The sequence below is a fragment of the Pseudomonas sp. PA-1-3F genome, from assembly GCF_021609665.1.
Classification (GTDB): domain Bacteria; phylum Pseudomonadota; class Gammaproteobacteria; order Pseudomonadales; family Pseudomonadaceae; genus Aquipseudomonas; species Aquipseudomonas paracarnis.
Map to the genome: position 1 here is coordinate 1 of NZ_WJZD01000062.1, position 13,907 is coordinate 13,907.

Sequence of the window (13,907 nt, forward strand, 5' to 3'; positions counted from 1 at the left end):
CCCTCCAACACCCCAAAAAACCCCTGAATATGCCCCTGCTTCAACGCCTGTGGCCGCGTCACCAAATAAACCTCCATCGCCGGCAGTTCTATCTCCTGAAAAACCTCACTCAACCCCGTCGCCAAAATACGCGGCAACACCGCCACGCCCATCCCGCGCTTCACCGATTCAAGCTGCACCGCAAACGAACTCACCCTAATCGGCGCATGATCCAGCCCCGCAGCTTTAGCGGCACGCATTTGCGGTAGCAGATCCAGCGGTGGCAGCAAGGCGATACTGGCGGCAGTCGCTGGGGTTAGCGCAGGAAACCGTTGCAGGTATTCGGCGGTAGCGAACACACCGTAAGCGAGTTTGCCCAGCCCTCGGTAGATCAGGGAAGGTTCGCCCAGGTGTGCGGTGCGTATGGCGATGTCAGCTACGCCTCGTACGATTTTGTGGAAGTCGGTGGTGACCTGCAGCTCTACGGAGCAGCCTGGGTGCTGCGCTGTGAAGCGGCTGGCGGCTTCGAGCACGCTGGCAGAAAAGCCTTCGCCGGCGCTCACCAGCACGGTGCCGCTGAGGGTTGCTGGCGTGCCGTCGGCGGGGGCCTGGCGGCGCAGGCCGGATTCGGCTGCCAGGGCGACGTCTACCAGGGCTTGGCCTCGGGAGGTGAGCCGGCAGCCTTCCACGCCGCGTTCCACCAGTGGCTCGCCCAGGGCGGTTTCCAGTTGGGTGAGGCGGCGGGAGACGGTAGAGGCCGCGATACCCAGTAATTGGCCTGCCTGTAAAAAGCTGCCGCGCCGTGAGACTGCCAGCAGCAGTCGAAGATCGTCCCAATTTGCCTGCAATGCCATATCTCCGCGCTTCCCTGGTGTGCAGATGTGCAAAGCCATTATGCCGTAGGCGCTGTTTTTACGGCGCGGGCTGACCGGTATATCTACTGGCCTTCTCAACAAATGGAATGGCCTGTATGAACACGAACCCCAATCGCTTGCGCAGCACCTTTTTGACCGGTGCCACCGGCTTGCTGGGCAATAACCTGGTACGGGAGCTGGTCGCACGGGGTTATGCGGTGAAGGCGCTGGTGCGCTCGGCGGCCAAGGGTGCGCAGCAGTTCGGCGATGTGCCGGATGTGGAACAGGTGGTGGGAGACATGGCTGATGTGGATGCCTTCGCGGCCGCGTTGCAAGGCTGCGATACGGTGTTTCACTGCGCGGCGTTTTTTCGGGATAACTACAAGGGCGGCAGCCATTGGGAGGAACTGGAGAAGATCAATGTCGTCGGTACCCGAGCCCTGCTGCAACAGGCGTATGACGCCGGTGTGCGACGGTTTGTGCATACCTCGTCGATTGCCGTGCTCGACGGTGCCCCCGGTACGCCGATCGACGAGACGTGCCTGCGGGCCGAGGCCGATGCGGACGACTACTACCGCAGCAAGATCCTGGCTGAGCGGGAGGTGTTGAGGTTTCTTGAAAGCCATCCGCAGATGTACGCCTGCATGGTTTTGCCCGGTTGGATGTGGGGGCCGGGTGACCGTGGGCCGACGTCTTCGGGGCAGTTGGTCCGGGACGTGATCAACGGCAAGTTGCCGGGGCTGATTCCTGGCACCTTTTCGCTGGTCGATGCCCGCGATGTGGCCTGGGCGCACATTGCTGCCGCCCAGAGCGGGCGACGGGGCGAGCGTTATCTCGCGGCCGGTCGCAACTTGACCATGCGCCAGCTGATGCCTGTGCTGGGGCGTATTGCCGGGGTCAAGGTGCCCTCCCGCCAACTGCCGCTGCCCGCGCTGTACCTGTTGGCAGCGGTGCAAGAGGCCTATGCGTACCTGACTGGAAAGCCCATCTTGCTGAGCATGGCGACGTTGCGGCTGTTGATACGCGAGGAGCACCGTACCCGCTTTGACCACCGTAAAAGTGAAGAAGAACTGGGGTTGAGCTTTCGCGTGCTGGAGCAGACCCTCACGGACACGGTGGCGTGGTCCCGGGCCTACGGCGGGTTGTAATAAAAAGCCCCAGGTCGACAGGCCTGGGGCTGGTTCGTGGCGGCAGGTTCAATGCTGTTTCAACGCCTCTAGCCGTGCCGGCAAGTCCTCCTCGGGAAAGCGTTGGTACAGCGCCAGCAGTTTTTCATCCGCGGCCCTGGTTTCACCCGCTCGACGCAGGTTCACAATTTCCTGCAGACCTGCTTCCAACGTAGGCAGCGCCCGTTTGCTGAGTTTCAGCGCTGGCTGATCCGCCACTGCGCTTTCGGCTTGAGCAGGCGCACTTTCAACCCGTGGCGCTATCGCCATCCGGGCCATTGGCGCGGGGGCGGAGAAGGCTTGCGGCGCTGGCTGGGCGGCTTCTTCGTGGTGCGGCGCAGAGAATGTCGCGGTGGAGATTTCGGGTTGCGGCACGGGGGAGTGCATGACCACGCCGATCATCAGTGCCAACCCGGCGACGGTGGCAAATGCCATTTGCCAGCGCGGGCGTTGGCAGGCTTGCAGCCAGCGTTGCCACAGGCTGGGTTGCGGCTGCGGGGCTTCGCGACGGGCGGCGCTGAGGATGAAGGCGTCGAGGGACGCGGGCGGTTCGCCCGTGCTGTGTTGACGGTAGTGCTGGAGCAGCGCGTCGTCTGGGGTGTGTCGGGAGTCAGTCATACAGGTACCTCCTCGGCCAGCAGGCGCCGCATTTTTTGCAGGGCGTAGCGCAAGCGGCTTTTTACGGTTTCCAGCGGGGCGCCGGTGAGGGTGGCGATTTGCGGTACTTCGAGCTCGCCGTGCAGGCGCAGCAGAAACACTTCGCGCTGGTCTTCGGGCAGCTCTTGCAGGGCCGCGTCGAGGCGCGCCTGGTCGCGGCTGAGGGTCAGTTGCTGCTCGGGGCCGTCGCTGTCGTCGGCCTGGGCGTGCAGCTGTTCATCGTAGCTGTCATGCAGGGGGTTGTGGATGCCGTGCTTGCGCCAATGGTCGATCAGGCGGTTGCGGGCGATCTGGAACAACCAGGTGCGAAAACTCGCCCGGCCTTGTGGCTGGGTAGTGCTGCGGATCAGGCTGAGCCAGGTGTCCTGGTAGATTTCTTCGGCCAGTTCGGCTTTGTTGCACAGGGACACGAGGAAGCGGTACAGGCCCTGGCGGTGGCGGCTGTACAAGGCTTCGAAGGCGGCAGCGTCACCGGTTCGGTAGCGGGCCAGCAGCGATTCGTCGCTGGGTGAGTCGTTTGGAACGGCCATGTAGTGGGCGAACTCCTTTTGGTCAGCCGAAGCAGGATTACTGTAGGAGCGAGCTTGCTCGCGAAGCACTTCAACGATAACGCGTGTTTCCTGGATAAACGCGGTGCCTGTGAGTTTTTCGCGAGCAAGCTCGCTCCTACAAAAAGCTTTAGCAGCAAGCCCTCTCCCACATTTGATCTCGGTTGTGAGCGAGATCAGGGTTTGAGGCTTTGGGCCAGCTCCACCAGTTGCACGAATTCGTTGCGCAGCCCGAACGGGTCATCGCCGCGGGCCGAGCGTGCCAATTTGGCGGTGTCTTGCACACTCATGTTGCCAGTGTAGCGGCCATCACCCTTGAGCTGTTGGGCGAAGGCGGCAACGGCTGAGGAGAAGCGCAGGTCGTCGCTGGCCGGGGTGGCCTGGTTGGCAATAGGGCGCTCGATCAATTGGCTGTTGCCGCCCGCAGCGGGCTTGTAGCGCACCCGTAGCATCGCCAGCTCGGCGGATTTACCTTCGGCCGTTGGTGCATTGGCATATCGCAACGGCTCCAGCCAACCCTTCTCGCCCTTGGGCACGATTTCATACAGCGCGGTCACCGTGTGCCCTGCCCCAATCTCGCCGGCATCGACCTTGTCGTTGTTGAAATCTTCACGCTTCAGGGCGCGGTTTTCATAGCCCAGCAGGCGGTACTCGCTGACCTGCGCCGGGTTGAATTCAACCTGCAGTTTTACATCCCTGGCCACCACCGCCAGGGTCGAACTAAGTTGTTCCACCAGCACCTTGCGCGCTTCGCGCAGGTTGTCGATGTAGGCGTAGTTACCGTCGCCCGCGTCGGCCAGTTGTTCCATCAGATGCTCGTTGTAGTTGTCCACACCAAAACCGAGGGTAGTCAGGGATACGCCGCTTTTGCGCTGGGCCACCGCCATTTGCTTGAGGCTGTCGAAATCGCTGATGCCCACGTTGAAGTCGCCGTCGGTGGCCACCAGGATGCGGTTGATGCCCTGGTCGATAAAGCCTTCGCGGGCCATCTGGTAGGCCAACTCGATGCCCGAAGCGCCCGCCGTGGAGCCGCCGGCGGTGAGTTGGTCGATGGCGTTGCGGATCTTGGCTTTTTCACTGCCCGAGGTGGGCTTGAGCACCACGCGGGATTCACCGGCATACACTACCAACGACACGCGGTCCTGATCACGCAGTTGATCCACCAGTAATTTCAGCGTGCTTTTGACCAGCGGCAAGCCTTCGCGGCGGTCCATGGAGCCGGACACGTCCACCAGGAAAACCAGGTTGGCGGGTGCCAGTTCTGCCACGGCTTTATCGGAGGCCTTGATGCCGATGCGCAGCAGTTTTGTGCGCGGGTTCCACGGCGTAGCGGCCAGCTCGGTGGTCACGCCAAAGGGGGAGCCATCGGTGGGCAATGCGTAGTGGTAGGGGAAGTAGTTGACCATTTCCTCCAATCGCACCGCGCCTTCGGGTGGCAGACGACCTTGGTTGAGCAAGCGTCTTACATTCGCGTAGCTGCCGGTATCGACGTCGATGCTGAAGGTGGAGACCGGGGTTTCGGCGACGCGATGCACCGGGTTATCCGGCAGGTTGGCGTATTGCTCGCGGGGTTCGCTGCGGTAGTCCATCGTCGCCATTTCCCGCACCGCCATCGGTGCCGGCATGGCCATCCGCTTGACCACTGCATTCTGGATCGGCGCGCTGTGCAGCTCGGCGAGAGGCGTCGGTTCAACCGGTTTGGAGACTTCGGGGGACGACGACAGCCCACACCCAGCCAGCGCCACCAGCAGGGTAACGGCAAAGCCTTGGGCGGCAGGACGCAGCAAGAGCACGGAGCGGGACATGGGCTGAACCTCGTGAGTGAATGATCCGTTCAACAGCTCAGACGTAACGCAGCACCGATACGGGTTAAACCTGCCCCCAATGGTTGCGGCACACTTCGAAACACAAGCGACTGAACGTGCCATCCCCACAAACCACATATCGTGAGTTCGCCTCCCTGTCAGACCAGCCTGTTTCTTGACGTCTTGGAGGTTTTTTACACCAGAGAAATCACGATGAGCTCCGTAAAAAATAACCTCACACACCGCTATGGGCCTTCCTCATACGCTGAACGACCCCGCTATGCCGGGGCCGCTTCAGACAAGCCGTCCTACACCACCGAGCAAGCGGCAGAGCAAATCACCCGAACGGGCTATCGTTGGAAAGAGCGAAACGCGGACGGCAGCACACCCATCTCCTATCGGTTTTTCACACCCTCGCAAGCCACCTACAACACCCCCGCCGGCGCCAACGAGTTTTCTCAGCATCAAAAAGAACAGGCCAGGCGCACCCTGCAGTCTTGGGCGGATGTCGCCAATATCACCTTCACCGAGAATGCACCCAACGCCAAAGGGCAATTGTTGCTGGGTAATGACCCGAACCAGACAGGCCAATCGGGCCATGCGTCTTATCCAGGCATCTACAGCGATGGCACACAAGCCTGGTTCGCATCCGATGGCGTGAATCGCCCCTTCGCTCAGGGTAGTTTCAGCCGGTATCTGCTGGCCCATGAGATCGGCCATACCCTGGGGCTCATGCACCCCGGCAAGTACAACAATGGCGGCAGCTACGCTGAAAACGCCCGCTACGCCGAGGACAATCGCGCCTACAGCCTGATGAGTTACTGGTGGGCTTGCCACCTGGGCCACGACCACAACAAGAACGGCCAAACCCACTACGCCAGCGCACCACTGATGGACGACATCACCCCCATTCAGAAGCTGTACGGTGCCAATTACAAAACCCGCGACACCGACACGGTCTACGGCTTCAACTCCAATACCGGGCGTGACTTTCTCAGCCTCAACTCACCAGACGACGCGCCCGTGTTCAGCGTGTGGGACGGGGGCGGCAACGACACCCTGGATTTTTCACGGTTTCATCAGGCCCAGACCATCAACCTGAAGGCTGAACACTTCTCCGATGTCGGCGGCATGAAAGGCAACGTCTCCATTGCCAAAGGGGTGACACTGGAAAATGCCATAGGCGGCACGGGTGCTGATCAACTCATCGGCAACCATGCCGATAATCGCCTGACCGGCGGCCTGGGCCAGGACATCCTTACCGGTGGGCCGGGCAAGGATACGTTTGTGTATAACAACGCCAGCGAGTCGACCGAACAACGCCCGGACCTGATCACCGACTTCACCAGCGGCGAGGACAGGATCGACGTGTCCGCCGCGCTGCGGGCAGCCGGTCTCAAGGACTTGCACTTTGTCCGCAGTTTCAGCGGCCGCCCGGGTGAGGCGTTGCTTGGCTATGATCCGCGCTCAGGCCACCACAGCCTGGCCATTGACCTGAACGGCGCAGGCCAGGCCGACCTGTTTATCAACAGCCAGGGGCCCATCAAGCCGGGCGATGTAATCAGCCAGGCGTCACACGCAAGCACAGCGCCAACCCCGCCCTTCCAGGTTACGCCGCAACCGCCGACGCCAGCGAAGACAGCACCGTACGAGCCCCGCCACGAGCCAATGGCTGTACCGCAACAAGCGCCGTTCTCCTTGCAGAACCACGCCAACGCAAGCCTCAAAGGCACACCGATGCATACAGCCGCCAGGGCCGTGGGCAGTATTCGCGAAGTGAGCGTTACACGCGACTCGTGGGGCTACGAACGCGTACATACGCGTTCGTTGGGCACAGGCTCGCTGATCAACGATGGCAACAGCGTGCTGACCAACCAGCATGTGCGCGACGCACTGGCCAAAGGCAGCAAGCTCGAACTATGGCTGGGATATGAACAAGACAGTACCGGGCGGATGAAGGTAGAGCGCAAGGTGCCGCTGGACCCCACGCCGCTCAGTGGCGACGCACGGCTGGACTATGCCGAGCTGCGCGTTGATTTGCCTGGTGAACAGAAAAAAGCCTTGGCCGAGCAGTTCCCGCCCTTGAAGCTGGCCGCCGGCCCCCAGGCATCGCTTGGCCAAAAGGTGTTTATGCCCAACCACGGGCAAGAGGCCCTCGGCATTTCGTTTTTAAATGCCTGGGGCCAGCCCACCACGCTCAAGGGATACGACCAGGGCAGCCCTTATCATCGCACGGTCTACCATGATGCCTTCAAGAAACCCGGCACTTCCGGCTCACCGCTGATCAGTATCGACACCGGCGAAATCGTTGCCTTGCACAACGGTTCCATCGGCGCCAACGTGAACGGGCACCGCGCCTCCATGGGCACGGCCACCCGCATCGACTTGATCCAACAGCACCGTCGTCAGAGGTGACGCGGTTCAGTCCGTGCCGTACTTCGGATTACGCGGGCCATACAGAATACCGGTGCGTTGCCCTGCCGACAGCAACCGCGCACTGGTGATACCGGCAATCGGGTGTGCCGCATCGGTGGAGCTGTTGATCACCTGCTTGACCGCCGCCGTGATCAGCATGCCCACCAGGCCGCCACCGTTGTTGTTGCCCTCCTCGCTCGACGCCCGCGCCGAACCGGTCCACAGGGTGGTGCCGGTGCGCAGGTCCACCAGTTTGGCCGAGGCCGTCACCGAGGTGTCGCTGGAGATCAGCATGTACTGAGTGCCGTACTCGCTGATGGTGATGTACAGCGCCGCGTCTGCACCAAAGATGTCATGCAGCTTGGCCGGTTGTACGGCCTGGATATCGTTGGCGGTGGTGAGGCCGTTCTGGCGGAAGGTTTCGTCCACCAGGGCAATCGGCAACACGTAGTAGCCGGCTTCGGCCAGCGGGTAGGTGACTTGCGACACCAGGCTGTAGGACGCCTGCACTTCCGGCGATTCATTGATCGGCGGCAGTACCAGGATCGACTTGGGCCGCGCCTGTTTGTACGCCGAATAATCAACCGTCTTGGGTGCGGCGCAACCGCCGAGCAACGCCAGGGCCAGCAAGGCGCCGGTGATTTTTAACAGGCTCATTTAGTGGCGACTCCGGTCTTGGCGTTTTTCAACAGAAAGTCCATGTACGCAGCAGACTCAGGGAATAGCGCCTTCTCGGTGCGAAACTCCTGCACCATTTGGTCATCCTTGCCCATGTTCATGTACAGCATGCCCAGGTGCGCGTGGTAACCCGGCGGCGCCTTGCGGCCACTGGCGTTGATCTTCTGCAGATCGCGCTCCAGTGCTTCCACCTGCGCTTCCTTGGGCTCGCCCTTGAAGTACTCGTAAACCTGCGGCTGGTAGCTCTCCCATTGATACAGGGGCTGGGGCGCCGTCTGGCACCCGGCTACTGTCGCGATTGCTGCCAGCGTCAGCGCTAACTTCACTGCCTTGCTCATCCGTGTACTGCTCCTTGTGGTGTGGCTGATCAGTTACGCGGGTTCCAGGCGCCAGCGTTGATGCCGTCGACCAGGCGGTTGATCGCTTCGCGCATGGCCAGGTCCAGCACCTTGCCATTGAGGGTGGAGTCGTAGCTGGCGGTGCCGCCGAAGCCGATCACTTCACGGTTGGACAGCGCGTACTCACCGGCGCCCTGGGTGGAATACACCACTTCGGAGGTGTTGATGTTGACGATATTCAACGCGACTTTGGCGTAGGCCACTTGTGTCTTGCCACGGCCGAGAATGCCGAACAGCTGGCGGTCGCCGGTTTCTTTGCGGCCGAACTCGGTCACATCGCCAGTCACTACGTAGTCAGCGCCCTTGAGCTTCTGCACGGTGCCTTTGATCTTGGCTTCCTGGGAGATTTCACCCATGTTGTCACGGTCCAGCACGCTGAAGCGGTTGGTCTGCTGCAAGTGGGTGATGAGGATGGTCTTGGCCTGGCCGCCGAGACGGTCAACGCCATCGGAGAAGATGCCGCGCATGTAGCTGGAGCGGTTATCGAACTTACCCACGGCAATCGGCACACGCACGCCGGAATAGGCCACGTGGGCGCTGGCGACTTGCTCCACCGGCATCGCGCGGTTGCTCTCGGTGGCGCAACCGGCCACGGTCAACAGCGCCGCGGCGGTAAGGCCCGACAGCAGGATTTTGGACAGTGTCTTCACAGGGTGCTCCTTGGGTGAGGAAATCAGCGTTGCTGGGTTTTCCAAGGAGATAGGCAGCCTGAAAGCGCGCTGGCCTGGATTCTTCCCTGAAAGACGGTGATGCAACGGCTGCGGCATTTTACGGGGTTGAGAGCGGTTCTCAAGTTGTTTCGGCCATAGGTCGGGGGGCTTAGCCTACTGCCGACCGCAATACTCAAAGCAACAAAGATCAAATGTGGGAGCTGGCTTGCCTGCGAAAGCGGTAGTGCAGCAACAGATGCAGCGACTGACACACCGCCTTCGCGGGCAAGCCCGCTCCCACAGGGGAACTGCGTTTAACCCTGACTGGTATTAGTCCAAGCCCGCCCACCAACAGCAGCCTGCCTTCGCACAGCCCTACTTGAGCTCCTTCACCAGGTACTGCGCAGAAATCTGCGTAATCCCGGTCAACGCCCGGCGCAAAGCTTCCGGGTCCGTGCGGTAGGTTAACGGCGTATAGCCATAAACGTTCTGACCATTAAACGGCGTGACCGCTTCAAAGGTGCGCCAGATCATCTCATCGCCGCGATCCATCTGCGCTAACACGTTAAGGGTCGGATAAATCACACTGCTGAAACCCTGGGTCAGGCGAAAGCCCCACTCGGACACGGTCAGCTGAATCTGCGCATCAGCCGGCTCATCGTCGCCGACCACCTTGAGCGTCGACGTCTTACCCAACTCATCGACAAAGCCCTGCTTGAGCAACACGCCAACATCGAGTTTTTCCGCCTCCATCACCGTCAGAATAGCCACCGGCGTCGGCATCTCGGCCAACTGCCCAAGCTTCATGCCGCCGGCAAACCCGGCACCACTCAACGCCGCAGTACCCACCTTGGACGCCCCGCTGGCCATGCCAACACCCGCGCCAACCCCGGCACCCAGGGCCGCGCCCCAGGCCTGTTCGCGGCCGAAGTACACCATGTTCTTTTCCCACTTCACGGGCAGGACTTTGACGGTCTTGATCTGCGCGCGGTTTTCGGGAGTGAGGGGGTGGCTGACGCAGCCGCCGAGGATGAGGGTGGTGAGGAGAATGAGGAGGAGGTTTTTCACATTGGTCCTTTAATGTTTGGGGTGAGGCTTTCAGATTTGCATAGTCGTAGTGCGTTTGTTCGTGAGCAGTATGTCGGCAATGGGTGGCAAGACGTTAGTAGCTGCGTACACGCTCCGAAGCAGCGGCATTTTGATGCCTTGCGCGGGCTTGGTGGTGCGGCTTATAGTCCGGCCGTCGCTCAAAAAGCGACCGGGTTTGGCGACCCGAAGAACGAGCCCTCAATAATCCAGAGAGCTTAATGATGAATCGATACATTCCCCTAACCGGCCACGACTGCACCGTCCCAGCCCTGATCATCGACACCCAGGCACCTCTCGACGTCCTTCACGACGCCGCCGTGCACCGCATTCGGGCCGTCACCCAACTGCTGGAAAACCTGGCCTTCCGCGAACAACTCAGCAGCGATGCCGTAGTACTTTCAGACTTCGCCCATTTGCTGGCCATTCCGCTGCGCGATGGGTGTGATTTGCTGGATGTCATCAGTCGCAGGCTTAATGCCGATCCGTCCTGAGTGAAAATCGGGCGGCCTTTGTGTCGCCCGCTTTGCGCTCAATTCCCTTGGCCACTCTCTTTACGATTTTTCAACCAGGACTGTATCCAAACGCCTACCCCAGTAGGTATTGCATAGGCAAAAACACCGGGTAACATATCTACGATTTCAGCCCAACTAAAGTCCCATACACCAATCTTTGAATAATTAACCAGCGCCCCCATGAGCTTTGCGATAACCCCCACCAACAAAAACAATAAAAACAGATAAATCAACAATAACAAAAACGCCTGCCACCTTGATCTAGGCTTAATCACTTTCCCTTCCCATTTCCTTCCCTTTTCTCCCAGAGTCACCTCAACAAACTATAAACAAACAAAGAAAATGTTTCACATAACTTCTTAACACTCATATCTGCAGAGTCTATTTTCACTACAGCCCATTTATCATTTTTATCAAAACCGACGCATCGCCCCTGCATATCATCACCAAAAATCATAACACTTTCGAATTGCGCCGCAGTCTCATCATCAAAAATATCACTTGCCTCTAGGAGGCCGTTATAAAGCATAAATCCGGCTGTTTCAATTTCCCCACTTCCGAACTCCTGCAAAAACTCCAAGTAATCATCAGGAGCATTTTTCTGCCCTACCTTTATTGCATTAAGACTGACATCATCTACAGCAGCCAAGCCATCAAGCAAATGCTCTTCTTTCTTACTCTTCAAAAAAGTTTTAATATCCACCTTCACCCCCTACTTTTTATCTGAAAAAATCTCTCTGGGCACACCTCCAGCACGATGTATTCCACCCTGATGCTGATCCGGAAATCAGAAAAAGGGGACAGATTTTTTTTATAGATTTTTCAACCCTAATTCAAATAAATCTGCTCCCTTTTTTTCCGCTCCCTTTTTTCACTTCTCTAGCAAGATCAAACAAACCGCCTCCTTTTGTTCTCAATTATCTTTTGGAAAATTTATCGAAAAAGCCGAAAGTAAAGTCTCAATAATTTTTCGATCTGCATCATTCTTCGCAAAACACTTAAGCACTGGGACAAGATGATAAAACAATAACTCGAGCCTGCTAGGATCTTTGGGCAATGCATCGTTAATGCATGCAACCATTAACTTAACTGGCATAATTGACGCGAAGGTTTCATATCCTCTAGCGCTAGAGAACGGAATTTTCTTAAAATAATAATCCGCTAAACGTTTCTGCTCTGGTTTTTTCCAAGATCTATGAGGAAGGAGTAATAAAGCTTCACCCCAATTATCTGAAGTAAGCGGGTACCGGCTCAATATCCAAGCTGCCGCCTGATCAGAAGTCATTTTCGCCAACTCTTTACAGAGTGATATCAATCTTGAATCCATACCAAACTATTTCCTTGGATTAAATGAGTTTTCCGGTAACCCAGAGTTAGCCTTTAGAGTAGCAGGTGGCTGATAATGACCGGAACTATTATCCCATCTTGTTATTTTTCCTCGCTCTGGACCGTCATTATTACCAAAGCGTATAGAGCCGGCATATTTAATTTCCCCCCCACGCTACCCCAGATGGGTTGAAAATTGCTCATTCACATTTGGGCGGCTTACCTTGATAGTCCCATCCGGCAATGTGACAAAATCGTAAGAACCTGAAGGGGTAATTTTCCCCCACCTTGCCTTTGCAACCAATACCGGCCTGATTCGTCCTGGATAAGAGTTCTCACGGGCCGTTGCGAACAAAAGAACAAAAGGAACAAAAGGAACAAAAGGAACAAAAGGGGACAGATTTATTTAATATGCTCTTCAACTCTAATTTAAATAAATCCGCCCCCTTTTCTCTTCCTTTTCTCTCGCCCCCTTTTCTCTCTTTTCTTTTCCCTTAAAACAACAGTTAAAAGACATAACATCCTTTTACGTTAGAAGTTTCGTATCTCCATGACTTTATTAGCCGATCCGCAGCGACAAAAACCGAATATCGGCAATCTCTAATCCAAGTTATGTAATACCGCCTGCCTCCGTTTTCATCAACAACCTTATCAAAGGTCTTATTTTTATTTACAGGCGACCAATATGAGTCGCCACATCCTCGAGTGCAGTCTTTGTAAAGGTGGGAATCGAAATGAGTACCTACCCATAGATTCATTCCATTTTCCCAATTGGAATGGGAAGGTGCGCAGCCAGCCAAGGCCGACAATAATACTACCAAAAGCCATTTATTAATTTTCACGCTTTTTCTGCGACTCAATTGCTGGGCGGTACTTATCGTACAGTGCTCCATAATTTACAAGCAGAGCAGGCGGCATGCTGCCCAAATTTTCAAAAAACGACATATCAGCTTGTTTGTGAGCTTTCAAGTTAATCATCCAACCATCGTGCAATGTAGCAAACCCATTAAACCCTGGAATTTGGTTTAATATATTGCTGACTGGAGTACCGTGACAAACAGCAGAACAAAGGGGACATATTTATTTAATATGCTTTTCAAGCCTCATTCAAATAAATCTGTACCCTTTTCTCCCTACGCCTTATAGCGCCTATTGTTTCAAATCAGCTATTAGTTTAGCTATCACTAACTCGAAAGCATTCTGCAAAGCGCTACGGAGAGCTTCAGGGTTTGTTGAGTACTCTTGAGGTGTATACGCCTGGACATTTCCATCACTGAACGCTGTGACAGTTTCGAAATTCCTCCAAACTACTGCGTCGCCGAGCTTCATGGTCGCTACAATGCCCACTGTTGGATAAAGCTCTGCACTGTAGTTTTTCAAGGCAAAGCCCCATTCGGACACGACGAATTCTATATGCGCATCGGCCCGGCCGCCCTCCGGTTCAACTTTGAATAAATGCTCAGCACTGATCCGTGCCTCCAACAGTTGTTTGAACAACTGCCCTGGATCTATTTCGTTACGCTGCAAGTTCAACAAAATTGCCTGCCGTGGACTTGAAGCTCCACCATCAGCCACTTTCGCGCCCGCTACCACACCCACGCCAGCCATAGCACTGGTAGCGACTTTGGACGAATCCGATGCCATTCCCACAGCCGCCCCGGCACCGGCACCTAAGCCGGCCCCCCAGGCTTGATCCATGCTGGTGTACTTGAACTGCTGCTCCGGGAATGAGGCAAGCAACACACTGACAGTTTTGATTTGCTGGCGGTTTTCAACGCTCAGATCTTTGGTTACACAGCCACTTAACACAAACAAACCAAAATAATAAAT

15 protein-coding genes are annotated in these 13,907 nt (G+C 57.0%); 3 read left to right on the forward strand and 12 right to left on the reverse strand.

The window, feature by feature from the left end; genetic code table 11:
• A partial coding sequence (locus GIV26_RS26725; protein WP_236282876.1) for a LysR family transcriptional regulator occupies window positions 1-833 on the reverse strand: 833 nt, incomplete at its 3' end.
• A 116-nt stretch (window positions 834-949) separates the two neighbouring features.
• On the opposite strand from GIV26_RS26725, the gene GIV26_RS26730 reads away from it, so the two are divergent.
• Complete coding sequence (locus GIV26_RS26730) at window positions 950-1,981, forward strand: SDR family oxidoreductase (RefSeq protein WP_236282878.1); 1,032 nt, start codon at window positions 950-952, stop codon at window positions 1,979-1,981.
• A gap of 48 nt (window positions 1,982-2,029) precedes the next feature.
• On the opposite strand, the gene GIV26_RS26735 is transcribed toward GIV26_RS26730, so the two are convergent.
• The 3 genes from GIV26_RS26735 to GIV26_RS26745 all read right to left on the reverse strand — a co-directional run bounded on the left by GIV26_RS26735 (window position 2,030) and on the right by GIV26_RS26745 (window position 5,009).
• Window positions 2,030-2,617 (reverse strand): hypothetical protein, encoded by a 588-nt coding sequence (locus GIV26_RS26735; RefSeq protein ID WP_236282880.1) that lies wholly within the window; start codon window positions 2,615-2,617, stop codon window positions 2,030-2,032.
• The gene (locus tag GIV26_RS26740) at window positions 2,614-3,186 is read right to left on the reverse strand and encodes an RNA polymerase sigma factor (RefSeq protein ID WP_236282882.1); all 573 of its coding nucleotides are present in this window, start codon (window positions 3,184-3,186) and stop codon (window positions 2,614-2,616) included. Before GIV26_RS26740 ends, GIV26_RS26735 begins: the two co-directional genes overlap by 4 nt.
• 194 nt (window positions 3,187-3,380) lie before the next feature.
• Window positions 3,381-5,009: a vWA domain-containing protein gene (locus GIV26_RS26745; protein ID WP_236282884.1), complete on the reverse strand. Its 1,629-nt coding sequence runs from the start codon at window positions 5,007-5,009 to the stop codon at window positions 3,381-3,383.
• 213 nt (window positions 5,010-5,222) lie between these two features.
• Between GIV26_RS26745 and GIV26_RS26750 the strand changes: the two genes are divergently transcribed.
• Window positions 5,223-7,424 carry a M10 family metallopeptidase C-terminal domain-containing protein gene (locus tag GIV26_RS26750; protein WP_236282886.1) on the forward strand — a complete coding sequence of 734 codons (2,202 nt, stop codon included), beginning with the start codon at window positions 5,223-5,225 and terminating at the stop codon, window positions 7,422-7,424.
• A gap of 6 nt (window positions 7,425-7,430) precedes the next feature.
• On the opposite strand, the gene GIV26_RS26755 is transcribed toward GIV26_RS26750, so the two are convergent.
• The 4 genes from GIV26_RS26755 to GIV26_RS26770 all read right to left on the reverse strand — a co-directional run bounded on the left by GIV26_RS26755 (window position 7,431) and on the right by GIV26_RS26770 (window position 10,218).
• The gene (locus GIV26_RS26755; protein ID WP_057978415.1) at window positions 7,431-8,081 is read right to left on the reverse strand and encodes a DUF799 domain-containing protein; all 651 of its coding nucleotides are present in this window, start codon (window positions 8,079-8,081) and stop codon (window positions 7,431-7,433) included.
• Entirely contained in the window at window positions 8,078-8,440 is a 363-nt protein-coding gene (locus GIV26_RS26760) for a DUF4810 domain-containing protein (protein ID WP_054896834.1), read from the reverse strand. Before GIV26_RS26760 ends, GIV26_RS26755 begins: the two co-directional genes overlap by 4 nt.
• A 29-nt stretch (window positions 8,441-8,469) precedes the next feature.
• Window positions 8,470-9,150 carry a CsgG/HfaB family protein gene (locus GIV26_RS26765; protein WP_005783620.1) on the reverse strand — a complete coding sequence of 227 codons (681 nt, stop codon included), beginning with the start codon at window positions 9,148-9,150 and terminating at the stop codon, window positions 8,470-8,472.
• 375 nt (window positions 9,151-9,525) lie between these two features.
• A complete protein-coding gene (locus GIV26_RS26770) occupies window positions 9,526-10,218 on the reverse strand; it encodes a hypothetical protein (RefSeq protein ID WP_054920389.1) in 693 nt (230 codons plus the stop codon).
• Window positions 10,219-10,472: 254 nt separating this feature from the next.
• On the opposite strand from GIV26_RS26770, the gene GIV26_RS26775 reads away from it, so the two are divergent.
• A complete protein-coding gene (locus GIV26_RS26775; protein WP_005783616.1) occupies window positions 10,473-10,730 on the forward strand; it encodes a hypothetical protein in 258 nt (85 codons plus the stop codon).
• Between the two features lie 38 nt (window positions 10,731-10,768).
• On the opposite strand, the gene GIV26_RS26780 is transcribed toward GIV26_RS26775, so the two are convergent.
• From GIV26_RS26780 to GIV26_RS26795, 4 genes are all read right to left on the reverse strand, one after another.
• Window positions 10,769-11,065 (reverse strand): hypothetical protein, encoded by a 297-nt coding sequence (locus GIV26_RS26780; RefSeq protein WP_146135763.1) that lies wholly within the window; start codon window positions 11,063-11,065, stop codon window positions 10,769-10,771.
• A complete protein-coding gene (locus GIV26_RS26785) occupies window positions 11,062-11,454 on the reverse strand; it encodes an SMI1/KNR4 family protein (protein WP_106117644.1) in 393 nt (130 codons plus the stop codon). Before GIV26_RS26785 ends, GIV26_RS26780 begins: the two co-directional genes overlap by 4 nt.
• Window positions 11,455-11,664: 210 nt before the next feature.
• Window positions 11,665-12,036, reverse strand: coding sequence for a hypothetical protein (locus GIV26_RS26790; RefSeq protein ID WP_233098237.1), 372 nt, complete (start codon window positions 12,034-12,036; stop codon window positions 11,665-11,667).
• A 1,190-nt stretch (window positions 12,037-13,226) separates the two neighbouring features.
• Window positions 13,227-13,907: a hypothetical protein gene (locus tag GIV26_RS26795; RefSeq protein ID WP_236282888.1), complete on the reverse strand. Its 681-nt coding sequence runs from the start codon at window positions 13,905-13,907 to the stop codon at window positions 13,227-13,229.

What these genes read in the sequence shown, in the direction of transcription:
- GIV26_RS26730 (WP_236282878.1), top strand. Translation starts at nt 950, where the DNA reads ATGAACACGAACCCCAATCGCTTGCGCAGCACCTTTTTGACCGGTGCC.
- GIV26_RS26735 (WP_236282880.1), bottom strand. Translation starts at nt 2,617, where the DNA reads ATGACTGACTCCCGACACACCCCAGACGACGCGCTGCTCCAGCACTAC.
- GIV26_RS26740 (WP_236282882.1), bottom strand. Translation starts at nt 3,186, where the DNA reads ATGGCCGTTCCAAACGACTCACCCAGCGACGAATCGCTGCTGGCCCGC.
- GIV26_RS26745 (WP_236282884.1), bottom strand. Translation starts at nt 5,009, where the DNA reads ATGTCCCGCTCCGTGCTCTTGCTGCGTCCTGCCGCCCAAGGCTTTGCC.
- GIV26_RS26750 (WP_236282886.1), top strand. Translation starts at nt 5,223, where the DNA reads ATGAGCTCCGTAAAAAATAACCTCACACACCGCTATGGGCCTTCCTCA.
- GIV26_RS26755 (WP_057978415.1), bottom strand. Translation starts at nt 8,081, where the DNA reads ATGAGCCTGTTAAAAATCACCGGCGCCTTGCTGGCCCTGGCGTTGCTC.
- GIV26_RS26760 (WP_054896834.1), bottom strand. Translation starts at nt 8,440, where the DNA reads ATGAGCAAGGCAGTGAAGTTAGCGCTGACGCTGGCAGCAATCGCGACA.
- GIV26_RS26790 (WP_233098237.1), bottom strand. Translation starts at nt 12,036, where the DNA reads ATGACTTCTGATCAGGCGGCAGCTTGGATATTGAGCCGGTACCCGCTT.